At 60.9% G+C, this 15,831-nt stretch carries 17 protein-coding genes; 9 read left to right on the forward strand and 8 right to left on the reverse strand.

Going from position 1 to position 15,831, the window contains the following annotated elements; all coding sequences use genetic code 11:
• The gene (locus QM600_RS11435) at positions 1 to 1,440 is read left to right on the forward strand and encodes a hypothetical protein (RefSeq protein WP_283261573.1); all 1,440 of its coding nucleotides are present in this window, start codon (positions 1 to 3) and stop codon (positions 1,438 to 1,440) included.
• Between the two features lie 79 nt (positions 1,441 to 1,519).
• Here the strand turns inward: QM600_RS11435 and QM600_RS11440 are convergent, their stop codons facing one another.
• Together QM600_RS11440 and otsB are read right to left on the reverse strand one after the other, a co-directional pair.
• Positions 1,520 to 2,071 (reverse strand): LysM peptidoglycan-binding domain-containing protein, encoded by a 552-nt coding sequence (locus QM600_RS11440; protein WP_283261574.1) that lies wholly within the window; start codon positions 2,069 to 2,071, stop codon positions 1,520 to 1,522.
• Positions 2,072 to 2,443: 372 nt separating this feature from the next.
• Positions 2,444 to 3,238, reverse strand: a complete 795-nt coding sequence (otsB, locus tag QM600_RS11445) for a trehalose-phosphatase (RefSeq protein ID WP_283261575.1) — start codon at positions 3,236 to 3,238, stop codon at positions 2,444 to 2,446.
• A gap of 98 nt (positions 3,239 to 3,336) precedes the next feature.
• Between otsB and QM600_RS11450 the strand changes: the two genes are divergently transcribed.
• Both QM600_RS11450 and QM600_RS11455 read left to right on the forward strand, forming a co-directional pair.
• Positions 3,337 to 3,666: a type VII secretion target gene (locus QM600_RS11450; RefSeq protein WP_283261576.1), complete on the forward strand. Its 330-nt coding sequence runs from the start codon at positions 3,337 to 3,339 to the stop codon at positions 3,664 to 3,666.
• Positions 3,663 to 5,099, forward strand: a complete 1,437-nt coding sequence (locus QM600_RS11455) for a hypothetical protein (protein WP_283261577.1) — start codon at positions 3,663 to 3,665, stop codon at positions 5,097 to 5,099. The genes QM600_RS11450 and QM600_RS11455 overlap by 4 nt, the downstream gene beginning before the upstream one ends.
• A gap of 539 nt (positions 5,100 to 5,638) precedes the next feature.
• Here the strand turns inward: QM600_RS11455 and QM600_RS11460 are convergent.
• Together QM600_RS11460 and QM600_RS11465 are read right to left on the reverse strand one after the other, a co-directional pair.
• Positions 5,639 to 6,346 (reverse strand): cation efflux transmembrane domain-containing protein, encoded by a 708-nt coding sequence (locus QM600_RS11460; RefSeq protein WP_283261578.1) that lies wholly within the window; start codon positions 6,344 to 6,346, stop codon positions 5,639 to 5,641.
• The gene (locus tag QM600_RS11465) at positions 6,337 to 6,666 is read right to left on the reverse strand and encodes an ArsR/SmtB family transcription factor (RefSeq protein WP_283261579.1); all 330 of its coding nucleotides are present in this window, start codon (positions 6,664 to 6,666) and stop codon (positions 6,337 to 6,339) included. The genes QM600_RS11460 and QM600_RS11465 overlap by 10 nt, the downstream gene beginning before the upstream one ends.
• 164 nt (positions 6,667 to 6,830) lie before the next feature.
• Here QM600_RS11465 and QM600_RS11470 point away from each other — a divergent pair, with 164 nt between their 5' ends.
• The 3 genes from QM600_RS11470 (at position 6,831) to QM600_RS11480 (ending at position 8,899) form a co-directional block, all read left to right on the forward strand.
• The gene (locus tag QM600_RS11470) at positions 6,831 to 7,571 is read left to right on the forward strand and encodes an acyl-CoA thioesterase (protein ID WP_283261580.1); all 741 of its coding nucleotides are present in this window, start codon (positions 6,831 to 6,833) and stop codon (positions 7,569 to 7,571) included.
• Between the two features lie 181 nt (positions 7,572 to 7,752).
• Positions 7,753 to 8,196: a hypothetical protein gene (locus QM600_RS11475; RefSeq protein ID WP_283261581.1), complete on the forward strand. Its 444-nt coding sequence runs from the start codon at positions 7,753 to 7,755 to the stop codon at positions 8,194 to 8,196.
• 259 nt (positions 8,197 to 8,455) lie between these two features.
• A complete protein-coding gene (locus QM600_RS11480) occupies positions 8,456 to 8,899 on the forward strand; it encodes a hypothetical protein (RefSeq protein ID WP_283261582.1) in 444 nt (147 codons plus the stop codon).
• A 78-nt stretch (positions 8,900 to 8,977) separates the two neighbouring features.
• Here the strand turns inward: QM600_RS11480 and QM600_RS11485 are convergent, their stop codons facing one another.
• Genes QM600_RS11485 through QM600_RS11500 form a run of 4 tightly spaced genes read right to left on the reverse strand, consistent with a single transcriptional unit; the run spans position 8,978 to position 12,608 of the window.
• Positions 8,978 to 9,967 carry a malate dehydrogenase gene (locus tag QM600_RS11485; protein ID WP_283261583.1) on the reverse strand — a complete coding sequence of 330 codons (990 nt, stop codon included), beginning with the start codon at positions 9,965 to 9,967 and terminating at the stop codon, positions 8,978 to 8,980.
• 53 nt (positions 9,968 to 10,020) lie between these two features.
• The gene (locus QM600_RS11490) at positions 10,021 to 10,650 is read right to left on the reverse strand and encodes a hypothetical protein (protein ID WP_283261584.1); all 630 of its coding nucleotides are present in this window, start codon (positions 10,648 to 10,650) and stop codon (positions 10,021 to 10,023) included.
• On the reverse strand, positions 10,640 to 11,911 hold the full coding sequence (gene hisS, locus QM600_RS11495; RefSeq protein WP_283261585.1) for a histidine--tRNA ligase: 1,272 nt from the start codon (positions 11,909 to 11,911) through the stop codon (positions 10,640 to 10,642). The genes QM600_RS11490 and hisS overlap by 11 nt, the downstream gene beginning before the upstream one ends.
• A 16-nt stretch (positions 11,912 to 11,927) precedes the next feature.
• Complete coding sequence (locus tag QM600_RS11500; RefSeq protein WP_283261586.1) at positions 11,928 to 12,608, reverse strand: MBL fold metallo-hydrolase; 681 nt, start codon at positions 12,606 to 12,608, stop codon at positions 11,928 to 11,930.
• 166 nt (positions 12,609 to 12,774) lie between these two features.
• Here QM600_RS11500 and QM600_RS11505 point away from each other — a divergent pair, with 166 nt between their 5' ends.
• The 3 genes from QM600_RS11505 (at position 12,775) to QM600_RS11515 (ending at position 15,804) form a co-directional block, all read left to right on the forward strand.
• Positions 12,775 to 13,659, forward strand: a complete 885-nt coding sequence (locus QM600_RS11505) for a peptidylprolyl isomerase (protein WP_283261587.1) — start codon at positions 12,775 to 12,777, stop codon at positions 13,657 to 13,659.
• Positions 13,659 to 14,459, forward strand: a complete 801-nt coding sequence (locus QM600_RS11510; protein WP_283261588.1) for a peptidylprolyl isomerase — start codon at positions 13,659 to 13,661, stop codon at positions 14,457 to 14,459. Before QM600_RS11505 ends, QM600_RS11510 begins: the two co-directional genes overlap by 1 nt.
• Positions 14,460 to 14,643: 184 nt before the next feature.
• On the forward strand, positions 14,644 to 15,804 hold the full coding sequence (locus tag QM600_RS11515) for an alpha/beta hydrolase (RefSeq protein WP_283261589.1): 1,161 nt from the start codon (positions 14,644 to 14,646) through the stop codon (positions 15,802 to 15,804).
• The last annotated feature ends 27 nt before the right edge of the window (positions 15,805 to 15,831 follow it).

Below are 15,831 nucleotides of genomic sequence, written 5' to 3' on the forward strand. Positions count from 1 at the left end.
ATGAGCGATACCCGCCGCAATACATGGGGCCGCCGGTTCTGTGTTGCTCGCACCGCACTGCGAGTGTTTCCAGCTGCCGCGGTACTGATTTTGGCGGGATGCTCGTCCTCGACAGAGGCCGGCGGCGGGCCGGAGGAAAGTCAGATCAAATCCGTCACTCAGGGAGCAGTTCTCGACTCACCGTCGTCGCTCGCGGTAAGACCGGGAACTTCGCAACTGTGGATCACCAACGCCGGGAACGATTCCCTCACCGTGATCGACCTCGAGAACCCCGAGCCTGCTCAGCAACAACGCGACGGATACGGCGAGCACTTCATGGCACACCCTTCGGGGATCGCGTTCAACGACGACGGGCAGTTCTTCGCGGTCTCGAACAACTCCAACAATGAGGTCCGCGGTCTCGAATTCAAACTGAACCCCGAACGCGAAACACACTTCAAGGGCAACAACTTCATGGGGCCAACACTGTTCTCCACCAACACGTTTGCGATCGCGGGACAAAACAAGCAGTACATGGACGACTGGCCGCAACCCGGCATCAGCCACGACCCGCCGGACGACACTCCGCAGAATCAATGCCCGGCAGAATACTGGTCCGATTCGACCGCCCGCTGCGTATGGCCACGCCAGGGCAGCCACCTCGACATGCTTCACGGCAATCCGCTCAGCGCCGGAATCGTGCACGATCAGGTCAACGCATTCTTCGTGCTTGACGGCTGCGGCGCTCGTGACGACACCAACACCTGCCGTGGGCCCGGCCATGTAAGTCGGGTCGATTTCAACCGGGATCATCAGGAAGGCAACGGGTTCCACGGCGACGGCACCACCGCGCGGTACATCGACCTACCGTTTCAGCGAGTGGACAGGGTACCCAGTGGCATGTTCACTCATGACGGATGGGTTTACTACTCCGATACCGGCGCCGGCGTGGTGCGACGTTTCCAACCTGACAGCGGCACCACCGAAGTCATGGTCGAGAACTGGAACAATTCACCCGCAAGCCACGGCGAGCACGGTGCCGGTGTCATCGATTGGAGCCACATCGAAAACGGCCCTGGGGATGGCGACGACCCAGCCACCGTCACGGAGTGGGTAAACACGCGTGGCAACCTCGAACGTATCGCCGCCGCCGGCGAGAACTGGATTCCGCCGATGGAAACTCTCTCCGAATACTCGTACGTCTGGAATGCGACCCGCGAGGACGCCACCGACTCAGGAATCGTCGGCCGCCCGTCCGGCCTCGCTGCAGGTGAAGATTCGTGGTTCGTCGCCGACAACGAAAACGGGCGCATCCTCGAGTTCGGTTGGGACGGCACACCCAGGCGAGTATTCGAGACCGGCAAAGTCGGTCTGACGGGCCTCACGCTCACCTCTGACGGGCAGACACTCATCTTCGCAGACGCCGCGTTGAACGGCGTCTATCAACTGAATCTGGCCTGAATGCAGAAATGCCGAAGTTGTCCGGGACCCTATGGTTCCGAACAACTTCGGCGTTCTTATGCCCGAATGAGCGGCAGATTTAGACGGACAGGCTCTGTCCGGGGAAGATCAGGTTCAGGTTCGGGACCTGGCTTGCAAGGTTTTCGAGCGAAATACCGTGGGCTGCAGCGATCTTCGACAACGTATCGCCGGCCTTCACGACGTAGTTGCCGCCGGTGGTTGCTGCGGGAGCAGATTCGACCTGAGCCTCTGTGGTGACAGGGGCCGAGACTGCTTCATAGGTGCCCGCCGTGGTTCCGCCGGTGAGGTACTGACCGCAGACGGGCCATGCGCCGACGCCCTGGCCTTCGAGAACGTTCTCGGCTACGCGGATCTGTTCTGCCTGGCTGGCGTTGGCAGCGTTGCCGGATCCACCGAATGCGTTCCAGGTGCTCTGCGTGAACTGCAGGCCGCCGTAGAAGCCGTTTCCGGTGTTGGCCGCCCAGTTTCCGGTGGACTCGCAGTTTGCGACTCCGGACCAGTCGTGGCCTGCAGCCGAGGCGGTGCCGGTGCTCATGGCGAGAGGGATTGCGACTACTGCGCCTGCGGTTGCAACTGCGCCGAGGGCGCGCTTGAAGGTAATGCTGGTCATCAGGGGAAATCCTCTCCGCTACCGCGGACGACATCGGATCGGGCACTTGTGCGCCGGATCGAACGACTCGCCTATTTCACTCCTGCCCCGCGAAGGTTTGGGGAGTACCGGACCCGCGGGGCAGAAGCACGCAGTTGCGGGTCGGTGTTTGTCCGGTTGTTTCGGACTGCCAACGACGCTAGGCGATGATCACGGAAAGGTCACGGGTCAATATTTTGGCACGATCGTATTAGAAAATTGACCAGATGACACCTATATGCGCAGTTCAACGGTTCAATTGAGACTTCAACCGTACCAATCGTTATCCGTCCGTTACGTGACTACCATCACAGGATCTTTGTGACTCGCCGCACCGAATTGCCGGACTTATTATCACATCTGTGCCTCGAAGGCCGATGCAAGTTCCTTCATCCAGGCCAAAAATTCCTCCGGCCCGCCGAACATGACGCCGTCCACAGCGGCAACCTCAGGCGCGCAATCGGCGCCGCCCACCACCAACGCGTCGCCCCCGACAGCTCGGACTGCCGCAAATGCCGGCAAGTCCCCGCGGTCATCGCCTGCGTATGCAACTACTTCAACGCCTGCTGCCGCGATTGCACGCAGCAATCCCGTCCCTTTGTCCTCGTGGACCGGTGTGCGCAACTCTTCGACAAGCTTGCCGGGTTCACGGCGCAACCCGGTCCGGGCGGCGATATCGATGGTTGCCCGCTCCACCAGTTCTTGTGCAGCGACTCGATCACCTGCCTGCCGCCAGTGAACCGCCACGGCCAGGCCCTTGCCCTCCACATGGATCCCCGGTGTTGCCGACGCTGCGAACACCCGTCGCAACTCGGCCTCGGCGTCCACAACGGTCGGTTTCCACTCTGCAACGGCCGGAAGCACCGCGAGGCCGCTGTCCGTCCACGTTTCGACACCATAGGAACCCATAAGCACCACCGACTCCAACGACACTCGATCCCGCAAGAAGGACACCGGCCGACCCGAGAGCAAACCCACCAATCCGAGATGACGTGAGAGCGAGCCGAGGACGTCTGCTGCGCCCGGCAAAAGAGCACTCGTCGAAGGATCGTCGACGATCGGGGCCAGAACCCCGTCGAAGTCCATCACCAGTCCAGATCGTGCGGGATCAGACGTGAGGCGGGCAATAACGTCCGAAGCGGTTCTCATGGGTTCAGTCTGTCAAAGGTTCCGACGCCCACGAACATGCACTCGGAGACTCGCTTCCGTTACAGTCCTGACGACGCTTACCAAATACGGGGGTAAAGATGAGCGAACTTTCTGTCGTCACTGACGACATCCGCAAGTACGGCGCTACGACTGCCGAAGCCGCGGGCCACGTTGCACAAGCCGCTATTGTCGATCTCAATGCAAATCTTGCAGCGGTGGCACCGGCAGTGGGGCCTGTCGGTATCGAATTCCTCGAAGCCTTCGCGCGCGCACAGGCCGCCCACACCAAAGATGTTGCGGCTCTCGCAGTATTTTATGCCGGAGCGTCCGCAACGGCCGGTGCGGCAGCCGACACGTACGACGCCACCGACCAATCGACAGCGGCCGAACTTCGACGCACGACCACAATCAACGGTGACCTCGCATGAACAGTCCCCACGATCCGACAACCGTGCTCGAGTTCCTGCAGGGCAGTGCGGTGGGACCCATGCTCGACACCCCTGCCGGTACCGCGATGCTCGGTGCCGTCGAGCACTCGGCGCTGGCTCCGGTTCTCGGGATGCAGATCCCCGGTGCAGTCGACCTACCGTCAATTCCCGATTTTCTCGTCGCGCCGGCGACGCCGCAACTCCCGACCAACGCTGCCGAATCGCTGACGCAAGGGATTGCACTTCCGTCGCTCCCAGGGGTCGACGCACTGTTCAAGCCCCTGATCGATCTGGCGAAGAGCCTCGGATCGGGAGTCTTCAACGGAACCAACCCCGTCAACGTCCTCAATCAAGCCAGTGCCCTCATCGAGAAGGCCGGCGGATTATCCAAGAGCGGTCTGGCCGATGTCAGTCAGACCTGGAACGGCACCGGCAACGAAGTTGCCACAGATACCAATGAAGCCGCCTATCGCAGCGGGTCCGAACTCAGCGAACGCGGCAACGCGATCTCCACGACAACAGCTGCCGCTGCGGAGTCAGTACAACGCGGCAATGCTCAGTTGGCAGCCATCGCGCAATCATTTGCGACGGCAGTTGTTGCTGCAGCGCCAATCGCGTGGACTCCTCCGGGACAGGCAATGCTGCTGGCCGCCGCGTCCGAGCACATGCAGGCAGCCATCGCTGCTGTCAATCAGACCCGCGGCGAAATGCTCGCGCACACAACCGTCATGAACTCGCTTGCCGGATCGATCCCGGTTCCACCACCTCCGGTGAGCGACGCTCTCGCTGCGTTGTCACCAATCGCACAGACAGCAGCACAACAGCTGACACAGGTCGTCGAACAAGCCGGCTCCGGAACAATCGACGCTGCAACACAAGGCCATCCGCCAGCAGGCGGATCGACGCCGGATGGTCAACTTCAATCAACCTCGGCGCGCACCACAGCGGCCAATGCTTCTGCATCGCCACTCGCGGGCGTCGACAAACTCTGGGGCACGGGAAATCCACTCTCTCCCACCGCCGCATCCTCGTCGCCACACGTCGCGAATGCCGTTGGCTCAGGCGGATCGGTGACCGGAGCCAGCGCTGGAGGCGGCACATTCGGAGCCTCCAGTGGAAGCCGGGTCGGCGGAATTTCGGGAGCAGCAGGACTGTCCGGACCGACTAGCGGCTGGACCTCCGTTGCTGCACCGGCAGTGGGCAGTCCGGCCGGCTCGATGCCGGGCACCAGCCCTGCCGGCGGCGGGATGATGGGCGGCGGCGCCAGCGGTGCGGGCACGCGCGGACAACAGGATGACGAATCTTCCCGCACCACGCCGGGTTACCTGATCGACGTGTCCGATAACCACGCCGTCATCGGAGAACTGCCGATGGTCACACCTGCCGTGATCGGAACCGAGGATCCCGATGGCGCGTTGTTTTCCGGCATCTGAGCACTAGTCCCCAACCTAGCTCACAGTGAGAGTCGTTGGGCTAGAAGGAGACGACCTATTCAGGCAAACCCTCTCCACGTTGTTGTTCATCGTGGCCGATTTCCCGCTCATGCTGAACGGCGACCCGTTCTGAGCGATCGCCAGGTCACAAGACCTCCGAGACGGGATCGAATTATCGTCTTGTTCGTGTGACGGTACGGGCAGGCACCACCTGGCGCCCTGGTCGCAGCTACCGAGCACGGACCACATTTTCGGCCGAATGCCCCGGGGCCAGAGGGCACCTCGAAAGAAGACTTTCGCTACACGTCGTAACGCAATCCTGATCGCGATGAACTCGCTGAAGGATTGTCAGTATCGAATGTCAGTATCGAGCAAGGAGTATGCAGATGGGTTCAGTCAACATATTGAATTGGCTTCAAGAGGGTGCAAGTGCCGGAGACCCCATTCGCGGGACCCTCTGCGTCGTCGCGTTTATTACAATCGGACTCGTGAGCGTACTGAGTGGCGGGGCCGTTATCTAAGCGACCGACTGGTGGTGACTACTCGTTCCCACAGCCACACTCGTGGCACTCCTCGCTGGCCGTGATCTTCACCGGCGCAGGGCAGCACGTGTCGCCTTTCCACGCATTGATCCCTTCCTTCGCGGCAATGACGGCGATAACCAAGGCAGCGATGGGATCTGCCCACGACCAGCCGAAGAGGCTGTTCAGGAGCAGTCCGACCAGAAGGACAGCGGACAGGTACGTACAGAGAAGTGTCTGCTTGGAATCGGCAACCGCGGAGAGCGAGCCGAGTTCGCGACCTGCACGACGCTGGGCCCACGAGAGTACGGGCATAATCGCCACACTCACTGCCGCAAGCATGATTCCAACAGAAGAATGCTGCGTCTCGCCGATACCGAACAGTGATCGGACAGCATCGACGGTGACGTAGATGGCGAGACCGAAGAACGAAAATGCAATGATCCGAAGCGCCACCTTCTCCCGCGACTCTGGATCCTTTGCCGAAAACTGCCAGGCCACAGCCGCTGCGGACGATACTTCGATCACAGAATCCAGACCGAAGCCGATCAGCGCCGTCGACGAGACTCGAACGCCTTCCGTGAGCGCGATAATCGCCTCGAGCACGTTGTAGCTGATGGTCACTGCGACAAAAATTCGGATGCGCCGCGAAAGTACCTGCCGCCGTTGATCTGACAGCATGGACACGGGCCTGACGTCCTCGAGTTCGGAACCCATCAGCAGCATCTGTCGGCATCGGCGTCGGGGCAGCAGGATGGGTCGACTGCCAGAACCAGGCCGATCAAATCCTCGAGCGCGCGCCCGATCCGTGGATCTGCGAGCTCATACCGACTGCGTCGCCCCTCGGGCACCGCAACAACTAGTCCACACCCACGCAGGCATGCGAGATGGTTCGACAGGATCTGCCGTGAAACTCCGATCTGTTCGGCAAGGTCTGAGGGATATCGCGGGCCAGTGCGCAGGCTCAAAAGTATCTCGGTTCGAGTCTTGTCCGACAGCGCATTGCCGAAGCGGGACAACGCATCGCGGTGAATCCTGGTTTCCATGAGAAAACAGTACATCAATTTCTGAATTCAGAAAGGACTGAAACAATCATCCGGGCATCCGATGCTGACTTGCTAAAAACATAGCCAGCTTCTAGTTTGCTGACTACGAGATTGCATAGCCAGCATTCCCAGTTACCCAGCATTCCCAGTTACGGAGCCTCGACATGAGCGTCACCACCGCAACAACACATCGCACCGAATTTGACGCCACCTGGAAAAGTTTCGACGGAATCCACGGCGGACTTGCTGTTGCGAAAATGATTCGGTCTGCTGCCGACGCAACCGGGGCAATTCCAGTCGCCGTCACAGCACACCTCGATCGACCCGTGCCACCCGGACCTGCAGAGATGGTCGTCGATCGGACACTTGGCGGACGAACCATCAGTTGCCTTGTCACGCTTACCGGTTCAGGAACGGCACTCGTCCGACTTGCTCGCGACATAGGCGCCTCGACACGATCCACCCTGAGTGTTGCACCGGAATCCGATGACCCGTCGACCTTGCCACCGCTCGAGATTCCCGTCGACTTTGTCCCCTTCTCTCAGCACCTCGATATCCGCCCGATCAACGCCGCGAGACCCTTTGCCGGCGGGGACTCCCCCGAGTTCGATGTCTGGATCCGGCTACTCGACGACCTCGACTTCACGACACAAGAACATTCGGCAGTCCTGCTCGATGCACTGCCACCAGGACTCTTCGCGACACTCACCATGCCGGTAGCCATACCGACCGTCGAATTCAGTGCACACTTCGCACCAACGTCCCCCGCACGGTCGCCGTGGCATCGCCTACGGCACCGCACGGTGTGGGCGACGGAATCCCTGTGCGTTGACGAAACCGAGCTGTTCACCGCTACAGGAGAACTCGCGGCACAGGCCAGACAGCTTCGCCGAATTCTCACGTGAGCCTCGTATCCGACATCGACGCACTCGGAGATGCCCCACTTCACAATCAGGGGATGCCCTTCTGAACCGGACCACGGCGCCTGTCTCCGAATGTTTGTGGCCGGAACGGCGCGGGTACCTGGCATCCGCTGGGGTAACACAGAAACGACTCACAGCGCGCACCTCGCGAGGAGGAATGCTCATGAAGGTGTACCTGATGTTTCTGCTGGGCGTAACGGTCGTATTCGCTCTCGCGGCCTCCGCCATTCTGTTTTTCACCGGCTTCACGCGGCAACCCGACTCGCACACGGCCGCGGATGCGGTCGTCGTCATCCACGGGCAGCCGGTCACCTGCGCCGGACTGTTTCACGAAACCTGCAGTTTCGATCTGCAGTCCGGATACAACCAGTGGGGGCACGGTCTCGAGAGCTTTGTCGACTCGGGGGCACTCGGTCCGTATTCCCGCGAAATCCGCTTCACCGCTGCCGCAAAGCTGAGCCTGCAAGCATGTGGCATCAACAACACTGCGGGACGGACCGTTCTCGACTTCTATGATCTGGCACGTGTCGATCAACCCACCGCGACGACTACAGACCTCTTTCCCTTCTGGGATGAATCACTCCAATTCCTATGCCCGACAATGTAGTTGTCCAATTCAGGTGCCGGGCTCAAACTAGTCCGCGATTCTCCCCAAAGGACCGCTGGCAAACATCTCAGCCCAGTGAGTACACAGGTCCGATGCCCATTGATTCGGCGCCTTTCACCTTCGAAATCCCATTGCCGGTGCATGCAGGCGACACCGGATCCAGCGAACGCAGAACCCCAAGCGTGAGCTCGTTGATCTTCCGCGCAATTCCGGCTCACATCGACTGTAACGCCATCATCAATGAAACCGACTTACCGGTATGAGCCATTCGCGATTTGCCCGTGCCACTCCTCTAGCCGTTGCCATCTGTGCAGTTGTGGGCGTGTGGGCGGCGCCCAGTGCTACCGCTGAGGTTGTCGACGTCAGCGTCATTCCCGGACTCGGCAATGGACCCACCACTCCCTACGGTGCAGGCTGCACGTACTTGGTGGTGGCCAGGACTTCCGGTCTGACAGAACCGGGCGTGGGCATCGTCGACTTCAACCGTGCTTCGACGTTCTTCCCACAGGAACTGATGTGGGACACGATCGATCCCTACTACTCCTCCCCTGTCATCCTCGGCCACGCTTTCACTCTGTGGACCCCGACTGCACCGGGTGAGCATTCCTTGATGGCGTACCAAACTTCAGCTGGTGGTCCGATCGAAACGGTGACGGTAAATCCGGGAGTACCCATCGGACCTGGTTGCATCGTCGCTCCCTAGATATCCATCTGATCGTGAAGGATTTTGCTCGCTGAGCGAGCAGAATCCTTCACGATCAGACGCGTTCGGCGAAAGAACTCAGACAAATCCCAGTGCGCGTACCGAATCTCGTTCCTGCTCCAACTCGTTCACCGAGATGTTGATGCGAGTGCGTGAGAAATCGTCGATCTCGAGACCCGGAACAATGCTGTAGTCACCATCGGCGCAGGTCACCGGGAACGAGGAGATCAAACCCTCCGGAACACCGTACGAACCGTCCGACGGCACGGCCATCGATACCCAATCCCCGTCGGCGGTACCGCTCACCCAGTCACGGATGTGATCGATGGAGGCGCTGGCTGCACTCGCCGCCGACGACGATCCCCGAGCCGCAATGATCGCAGTACCCCGCACCTGGACCGTCGGGATGAAGTCGTTTTCCACCCATTCGCGGTCGTTGATGACCTCGAGCGCCGACTTACCCTCAACCGTGGCACGAGACAGGTCCGGGTACTGGGTAGCAGAGTGGTTACCCCAGATCGACACCTTGCGAACGCTCGACGCCCGCGCGCCGGTCTTCTTGACTACCTGCGCAATTGCGCGATTGTGATCAAGCCGGGTCAACGCAGTGAAGCGAGTGCCCGGAACATCGGGAGCATTGTTCATCGCGATCAATGCGTTGGTATTCGCGGGATTTCCCACCACGAGCACCTTCACGTCGGACTCCGCGTTGTTGTTGATTGCCTTGCCGTGCACCGAGAAGATCGCCCCGTTGGCACTGAGCAGGTCAGCACGTTCCATACCCTTGGTGCGAGGCCGGGCACCGACCAGCATTCCGACGTTTGCCCCCGAGAATGCAGTGTCAGGGTCGTCAGTGATGTCGATGGAGCGAAGCAGCGGGAACGCACCGTCGTCGAGTTCCATCGCCACCCCCTCAGCGGAAGACACCGCAGAAGGAATCTCGAGCAGTCGCAATCGAACCGGAACGTCGAGACCAAGCATGTCACCTGCAGCGATACGGAATAGCATGCCGTAGGCGATCTGGCCCGACGCTCCGGTTACTGTGACAGTCACGGGCGAAACACTCATTGCCGACTCCTCCACTTGCCGTTCTGCTTTCGCATCTGCGAACGACTTCCACGCTAGTCCAGCAAACCCGCCACTTCGTGGTCCGTGAGTGTGGTTCTCGGCACTCGCCCAGCGGTCGTCACAAGCTCGACAGCCCGGTACAGTGGCCGCTCCGCAAGCCCCGCACCACGCGCTTCCGCGCGAAGTTGTTCGATCAGCACCGACGACAATGCTGCCGCCGGCACCAACTCGCTCGACGCCAAGGCGTCGGCAAGCTTGCGGAGCGCCAGAATCTCCAGCTCGCGCCCGCCGCCTGCGGTGTACAGCGCGAGAGGAATTCGCACGGTCGACCGTCCGTCGGTCAGTTTCATGCTGGCTTCACTGATCCGGCTGGTCCGCACCATGAGCTCGGCGGACACGACCTGTGCCACATCGACCTCAGCGGTGCGGAACCCGGCTTGCGCCCGAACCTTGTTGCCGTACAACGTGATATGTCGACGCAGTGTCATCAAGATCGCGAGCGAGGTCGGAACCGAAATGATGAAGCCGACCAACAGCGCCACCGTGTTCGACGCAAACACGCTCACGATCAGACCGATCACCACGCCCAAGATGATCACCACCACGGCGATCTTCTTGAGCCGCGGCGCAATCAGTGCGATCGGAACCAGGTCGAGAGAAACCGGTTCGGGGTCAGGAGACAACGAGAGTCCCGAGCCTGCCGACGACCTCGTCGAGAGCAACCGATTCCTGTTCACCCGTCGCGAGGTGCTTGAGAACGACAACGCCTTCTTCGAGTTCACGCTCGCCGAGAACCAGCGCAAAGGCGGCACCGGACTTGTCTGCGGCCTTCATCGAACCCTTGACGCCACGGTTACCGTACGCAAGATCAACGCGAATACCGCTGCCGCGCAACTGATGTGCGATGGCAACGAGCTTGCCCTTCGCCTCTGCTCCCATCGGAACACAGAAAACGTCGACACGCGCCGGCGGTGCAACAGACTTGCCTTCGGCCGCGAGCGCCAACACCGTGCGGTCTACGCCGATACCGAAACCGATGCCGGACAACGGCTGTCCGCCCAACTGCTCCATAAGACCGTCGTAGCGACCGCCGCCGCCGATACCGGACTGAGCGCCCAGACCGTCGTGGACGAACTCGAAAGTGGTCTTGGTGTAGTAGTCGAGCCCGCGAACCATACGCGGATTGACCACGTACGGAACACCCAACGCGTCGAGGTGCGCAAGGACCTCGTCGAAGTGCGCCTTGCAGCTCTCCGACAAGTGATCGAGCATCAGCGGTGCATCAGCCGTCATCGCCCGGACGTCTTCACGCTTGTCATCGAGGACACGCAGCGGGTTGATCTCGGCGCGGCGACGGGTCTCCTCGTCGAGCGGCAGTGCAAACAGGAACTCCTGAAGCAGTTCCCGGTACTGCGGACGGCATGTGTCGTCACCGAGCGAGGTGATCTCGAGCCGGAAACCGTCAAGGCCCAGCGACCGGAATCCGGCGTCGGCAATGGCGATGACCTCGGCGTCGAGCGCCGGATCGTCGATACCGATGGCCTCCACGCCCACCTGCTGCAGCTGACGGTAGCGGCCGGCCTGCGGACGCTCGTAGCGGAAGAAGGGACCGGCGTAGCTGACCTTGACGGGAAGCGTTCCCCGATCGAGGTTGTGCTCGATGACGGCGCGCATGACACCCGCAGTGCCCTCGGGACGAAGCGTCACCGAACGGTCACCGCGATCGGCGAAGGTGTACATCTCCTTGCTGACGACGTCGGTCGATTCGCCGACGCCGCGGGCGAACAGTGCGGTGTCCTCGAAGATCGGCAATTCGATATGGCCGTATCCGGCAAGTCGTGCGGCGCGCGTCAATCCGTCGCGGACGGCAACAAATTCGGCGGACTGCGGCGGAACGTAATCCGGAACGCCTTTGGGTGCAGAGAAGGTGCTGGCTTTACTCACGAGTGGTTACTTTTCCTTATTTCTGTCCGCTGAGTCCAACGAGAAACGGATTGGAGTTTCTTTCGGAGCCGATGGAGCTGTTATCGCCGTGGCCGGGAAGAATGACGGTCGCGTCGTCCAAGATCAAAAGTTTGCGGGCCACCGAGTCAAGCAACTGCTCACCGTTGCCGCCCGGAAGGTCACTTCGGCCGATCGAGCCCTGGAACAAGGTGTCGCCGGTGAAGGCCAAATCGACCGGCCCTTCTTCCGTACCGGCCTGGGTGCGGAAGACGACGGATCCCTGGGTGTGCCCCGGAGTGTGATCGACCTCGAACGACATTCCGGCAAGTTCGAAAGCGTCGCCGTCCGCAAGTTCGATGACCTCGTCCGGTTCGACGAACGACATTCCCTGAATGAAGTCCTTCATCGTTGGTCCGATTCCCCGCGCCGGATCGCTGAGCATGTAACGATCGTCCGGATGAATGTATGCCGGAGCCGAGTACCGCTCACACACCTCGCGGGCGGACCAGATGTGGTCGAGATGCCCGTGAGTCAGCAATACGGCCGTCACCGTCATGTCCTTGGAGTCGAGAAACTCGAACAGCGGCGCAGCAGCATCCTGGCCCGGATCGACGACTACGCACTCGCACGCGTCATCCTGAGCGAGTATGTAGCAGTTGGTTTGGAACATCCCGGCCGGAAAACCAGTCACGAGCACGTTGGGTAACTCCTCTTCGAAGGCACAATCAGGCAACACGGTGTCACGTACAGCCTAAAGCCGCTGCCCAGCCAGTAAGTTCTCAGGTTGCAGTGGGAGACTTCTTCACGCCTCACGTAATACTGATTAGAACCCGTTCCACCCGCGAATATGGAGGACTACAGCAGTGCCGAGTAACGAGCAGCGCCGCGAGACGGCCAAACGCAAGCTCGAGCGCCAGCTCGAGAACCGCGCAGAACGTGCCCGTAAGCGCAAGCAGATGACGATCGTCTATTCGGCAGCTGGTGTCGTGGCGGTCATCGCTGCTGTCGTAGTCATCGTGGCGCTCACCAGAGGCGGCGACGACAACACCGACAACACCGCAGCCGACGCCACACCGACGTCGGAGCAGTCGGCAGGATCCATGCCGGCCGGTCGTTCGACGCCTCTCGCCGACACTGTGAGCTGCTCGTACCCGACGGACGGTGGGTCGGCGTCCAAGCCAAACAACCCGCCGCGCACCGATGGCGTTCCCACCACCGCTCCGGATGCAACTCCGAGCATCAGCATCGAAACGACGCAGGGGAACATCGGGTTGAATCTCGACGGGACACTGTCGCCATGCACGGTCAACAGCTTTGTCAGCCTCGCGGAGCAGAGTTACTTCAACGACACGTCCTGCCACCGATTGGTCACCGGCAGTGGGCTCCAGATCCTCCAGTGCGGCGATCCCACCGGAACCGGCACCGGCGGACCGGGCTACGGATTCGCCAATGAATTCCCGACAGACCAGTACTCCGAGTCAGATCCCGCATTGACGTCCGCAGTCACCTACCCCCGCGGCACCATCGCGATGGCGAACTCCGGCGCACCGGGCAGCAACGGTAGCCAGTTCTTCCTGGTTTACGGCGATTCACAGCTTCCGCCGAATTACACCGTGTTCGGCACCATCGACGAGACGGGCATCGCCACCATCGAGAAGGTCGCTGCAGGCGGCGACGACGGCTCAATGTCAGCCGGCGGCGGAAAGCCCAACACGCCCATCGACATCAAGACCGTGAGGATCGACTGATGAAACGCGCTTCCCTGGTGATTGCAGCTCTCGGCGCCACCGCTCTGGTCCTGGCCGGCTGCTCCAGCAACAATTCCGGAACTGCGACGATGGCGACGTCGAGCGCGAAGTCGAGTGCAAAGTCGACAACCAAGGCACCGCCACTGGATATGTCACAGTTCGCTCAGTTGCCTCCCGTTCCGGCTCCCGCCGGCGCAACGGTCGACTGCTCCTACCCGGCCGCTGCGGGCGCAGCCAAGACGGTCAACCCGCCGAACGCCACGGGCGTGCCGGCTGAGGGCATCGTCTCGGTCCAGCTGACCACCACTGTCGGCCCCATCGGTATGGATCTCAACCGCACCGAAGCCCCCTGCACCGTCAACAGCATGGTCAGCCTGGTCGAGCAGAAGTACTTCGACAACACCCCGTGCCATCGACTCGTCACCAGCCCCGGTCTACAGATCCTGCAGTGCGGCGATCCGTCGGGCAAGGGCACCGGCGGCCCGGGCTACGGCTTCGACAACGAGTACCCGACTACAGCATTCACCGAAGGTGATCCCAAGGCAACGCTCTCGGCCGTCTACCCTCGCGGCACCCTCGCGATGGCCAACTCGGGACAGGCCGGCAGTAACGGCAGCCAATTCTTCCTCGTCTTCGAAGATTCGGTCCTGCCGCCCAACTACACGGTCTTCGGGACCATCGACGACGCCGGACTGGCGACCATCGAGAAGGTTGCGGCCGGCGGCGACGACGGCTCAATGTCAGCCGGTGGCGGTGCACCCAACACCCCGATCACGATTGAAACAGCCGTAGTCGCTTAACGACTGCAGAGACACAAAGGCGGTGCGAGAGATAATCTCGCACCGCCTTTTCTTGATTTCAGACCGCAAGGGGGTAGATATCGCGACAACGTATTATCACTTTTCAGCTGGTCCGTATTAGGCCTATTTCTGTTAGCTGTACCTTTATCCAAAAGTTGTACTCGAAAAAATCAGGAAGTTGCCGATGCGCCACACAGTTCGCTCTGCTCGTTCACAGTTTCTCAGCCGCACCTCGCGGATCGGTACAGTCGGGGCAATTGCCGCCGCCACGACTCTGATGTTCAGCGGAATCTCGACCGCCGCACCGGACTTCGGAAGTCTGGGCAGTGGCAGTCTGGGCAGTGGCAGTCTGGGCAGCGGCAGTCAGGGCAGTGGCAGCGTCAGTTCCGGGTCGGTACTGCCAGAGATGTTCCAGACGAACCCCGGCCCGCCGCCAGTTCTCCGCGACGACATCCTCGTTCCGGCAATCATGAAGACGAGTGAATCCGGAAAGCACATTCGGTACGAAGTCGAATCTCCGGCACTGCGGCGCGCAGTAACTCTGGATGTCCTGTTGCCAAAAGACAATTCCGTACAGCGCCCGACGCTTTACATGCTCAGCGGAGTGGACACCGGCGACGACCGCAATGCATGGATGAATCAGGGAGGCGGGCGCGACTTCTTCGCGGACAAGAACGTGAACGTCGTGATGGTCAATGGAGGCCGCTCGAGTTTATACACCGACTGGGCCGAGATCGACCCCGTCCTCGGCCTGAACAAGTGGGAAACCTTCATCACGAAGGAATTACCGCCACTGATCAACAACGAACTGAACACCAACGGCGTCAACGCCATCGCAGGCAACTCCATGGGCGCCCAGGCAGCAATGATGCTGGCACATCGAAACCCAGCCCTGTACCGCGGAGTCGCAGCTTTCAGTGGGTGCTATTCGACCGTTGACGCCGTGGGCCGACTCTCGGTCCAACTGACCGTATCCCACCAGAGCGGCGACCCCGCCAATATCTGGGGCGAGTTCGGGAACGATACGTGGAAAGCGCACGATTCCGTCATCAATGCAGAAGCACTGCGCGGCAAACAGATCTACCTGTCGGCCGCAGACGGAACGCCTGGCCCGCACGAAGATTCGGAGGACGCGGACTACGCAAAAACCGTCGTTGTCGGCGGTGCAATCGAGGCTGGTTCGAACCGTTGCACGAAGACGATGGAAGATCGCCTGACCGAATTGGATATTCCGGTGACGGTGACGTACGAACCCGCCGGGGTGCACGCGTGGCCGTACTGGAAGGACCAACTGCCGAAGGCGTGGCCGACGCTCGAGAAGGCGTTGGGCGTTTCAACGCCGTAGGTCGCTCGTTGCGGTTGATCAGAGATA

The organism is Rhodococcus sp. IEGM 1379 (assembly GCF_030056815.1).
Classification (GTDB): Bacteria; Actinomycetota; Actinomycetes; order Mycobacteriales; family Mycobacteriaceae; genus Rhodococcus_F.